The 3,196-nt window shown below is 33.7% G+C and carries 2 protein-coding genes and 1 pseudogene; 2 read left to right on the top strand and 1 reads right to left on the bottom strand.

Features of this window, described 5'->3' with window-relative positions; genetic code table 11:
* Together ACFIO3_RS10555 and ACFIO3_RS10560 are read left to right on the top strand one after the other, a co-directional pair.
* On the top strand, window positions 1-594 hold a 594-nt coding region (locus ACFIO3_RS10555), incomplete at its 5' end, for a metal ABC transporter permease (RefSeq protein WP_375704433.1).
* Between the two features lie 402 nt (window positions 595-996).
* Entirely contained in the window at window positions 997-1,383 is a 387-nt protein-coding gene (locus tag ACFIO3_RS10560; protein WP_375614909.1) for a YbaN family protein, read from the top strand.
* Window positions 1,384-2,866: 1,483 nt separating this feature from the next.
* Here the strand turns inward: ACFIO3_RS10560 and ACFIO3_RS10565 are convergent.
* A pseudogene (locus ACFIO3_RS10565) lies at window positions 2,867-3,196 on the bottom strand (nicotinate phosphoribosyltransferase); the annotation flags it as partial.

Here is a 3,196-nt window from a genome sequence, read left to right on the forward strand (position 1 = left end):
ACGGGTTTTTTAGGAAGCAATAGCCGTATCAAACAGGACACGGTGATGGGTGTGGTCTTTTCTTCAATGTTTGGTTTGGGGCTTGTTTTAGCCACATCTATTTATAGTAGCTTAGATTTAAATCATATTCTATTTGGTAATCTCTTGGGTGTTAACTGGCTTGATATTACGCAGACAGCAATCATTTCTGCTATTGTCACTTTTATTTTAGCAGCAAAATGGCGCGACTTTATGCTGTATATTTTTGATACAGTTCAAGGACGTGCAATGGGTTTACCAATATCTCTACTCCACTATACCCTTCTAACAATGATTTCTCTTACAATTGTTGCAGCCTTGAAAGCTGTAGGTATCGTGCTCGTTATTTCTTTACTGATAGCACCAGGAGCAATTGCCTATCTTGTCACAAAGCGGTTTTCTTTTATGTTAATGATCGCAATACTTGTTGCAGCTTTTTCTGGTTTTTTAGGGATTTATCTCAGCTTATTTATCGGCTCTGACTCTGCTTCCACAATTGTGTTGATCTTGACGTTGATTTTTATGGCTACTTTCATGATGATTTTCTTTCGTCGAAGCACAGTTCAAGAGACTTGAAAGTGTTAAAATTCATGCATATCAGCCATGCATTTTTATGTATTGTTTCTCGTGCCTATTTTAGTTAGAGATTGGGTTGTTAGGTTATTTTTCCTCCTAATGCCTAGCAACTGAATGCAGTGTATATTCTCCCCCCCCAAGACTGCATTTTAATTAAGAGGCTGCATTGATTTATTCTGCAGCCTTTTTATTTTTTTCTGAAACTTTTTCTCATTTCTTGAAATCATTTAAAATGATTATAATATTGTGTAAGCTATTCGGTATTTTCAAGGAACTTATAACAGCAAAGACACTTACGCATGAAGGGATAGAGCGTAATTGTACACTCAGACATGTAAACAGAAAAAAACAGATACAATGTTTTTGTATAGGGTTTTGCGTAGAGGAAAATAGTACGAGAAAATGAAAAAAGATTTGAAGATATCGCACCCTTTACGTATCTGCTATTATATAGCAGGGTGGGCGATGGTTATATTAGGTATTATCGGTATCGTATTACCTATTATGCCAACTGTGCCTTTTTTATTGGTTTCCTCATGGTGTTTTACGCGTTCTTCTCCACGTTTTCATCAATGGTTGAATAATCATCGTATTTTTGGTCCCCCTATTAAGCGATGGGAAGAAAAAAAAGCAATCTCTCCATTCGTTAAAGTTTTTGCAATGATGAGTATGACAGGAGGATTTTTATCCTTTTTTGTAATGCTACACCCTCCTTTATGGATTTCTTTACTTGTTGCGGTTATATTATTGCTGATTGCCATTTATATTGTAACACGTCCATCTTATTAATGATAAAAAAGACTTTATGGGATACTCTTTTTAGCTTCGACTTATTTGTAAAAACTATGAGAACTTTTAAGTTTTGAATATAAGCTCTCCATTCCCAAAATGCATATGAAATAGCAAGCTTTTTGAACGCAATTAATTAATAATATGTCTGTGAAATAATTTTTATGAACAAAGAAAGTTGTTTATGAATACTCAAAATGTTCTTACTTGGTAAACAATGATAAATCACATTCATGGAAGAGAGTCATTATTTTTGTAAAGCATGTTTGTATGAATCTCTACATATACATCATTGAAAAGTCATTGATATGATAGTCATTTCTTTCTAAAAGACATTTCGTTTTTTTTCATATCTCTTAATGAGGATATAATACAAAGCTTACTAAACACCATCATTTTATACTTATACAGTTAAGAAGCCGGTCCATTATATCAATCTTTAATGTTACATCTGTTATTAACTGAAGAATAATTCATAAGAAACAACAGAGCTTTTCAAATTGTTTTATACATACACGCATTCTTATTATAATATGCGAATAAATAATTTCTCTGTCTTTGTATAAAGCTTATTCGAAATAAAAATATTATTGCATTCTCTGTTTTTTAATGAAGTCATGCCCCTCACGTAAAACAAAAGGTCTCCCAAATCATGTTATTTACACATTTATTTTAATGAAACATCTCTCAACGCTTTACTCATTTCATAATAGCAGACCATACATGGATAAAGTAAAATCTCCTGTAAAGTGTATAAAATCTATTTGAGCACCATCATCCTTGCCTTTCAAAATGCACACCAATAGTCACCATGCTATTTGTCATCCTCCAATGTTGCCTTAGTAATTCCTAATGCTACAATTATAGCTTGTCATCTGGTTTTGTATATTTTGGCACTAGATTTTGTACCAATTTATTTTTTTCAAAGAGTTTAAAGGTGTTCTCAAAGGGTTTTGAAAGTCTTTTCTTATTTTTACTTATGGAAACGCACTTTTTTCTGATTTTCGGTCATTTTTGCAATTTTAGGTGTCAAAATCTATTTTGATAAAACGCGCATTTAATGGCTAAAATTGTACATAAAAACAACAAATTACCACGTATTCCTACTTAATCCAACCTCTTCCCACTTAGTATAAAACCTACTGTCAAACTACAACAATAACCCTTAGAACTTGAAAACCTTCATACATGCAAGGAGATGAGTGTGCTTGATTTAACAGGGTTAAAATGAGAAAATCTCCTTGGCTAAACTTCCTTGGCACGTTAAGTATTTTTTTAATGCGTCGTAAATACTTTTAAGTCTTATCTATCGCGCCTTATGTAAGTGAAGCGTATCCGTGGTAGGCCAAGTAGAATCTGCTCAAAAACAGCCAAACTGTTTACAGACCAGCAAAGGTTAAGAATCCTCATCCTTAGGGGAGGACAAAAATCAATCTTATAAACAATATGATGAGTCAATATACTTGTTTTAAAGAACCGGAAACTATGTCTTTATAGGTCCAGCAATTCGCTTTTTATTACCAAAAAAATTGAGATAACGTTGTACTTCTTTTGAATCACCGATCGTTTTTTTAGGATTATCTGAAAGTTTTACGGCTGGTCGACCATTGGCATAGGTCACCTTACAAACAAGGGAAAGAGCATCAAGTGTTGCAATTTCTTGAGGTGCACAGCCCGCAAAGTCGTTGGTAAGATCAGTTCCCCATCCAAAACTCATGCGCACTCTTCCATGAAAGTGATGATAGGTTTTTTCGATTGTATTGACATCAAGAGCATCAGAAAAAATTAAAAGTTTTTCGCGTGGATCTTTTCC

It is taken from the genome of Bartonella sp. AD328YNZD (assembly GCF_042196425.1).

Coding starts and splice junctions, on each gene's coding strand:
- ACFIO3_RS10560 (WP_375614909.1), top strand. CDS start 997: ATGAAAAAAGATTTGAAGATATCGCACCCTTTACGTATCTGCTATTAT.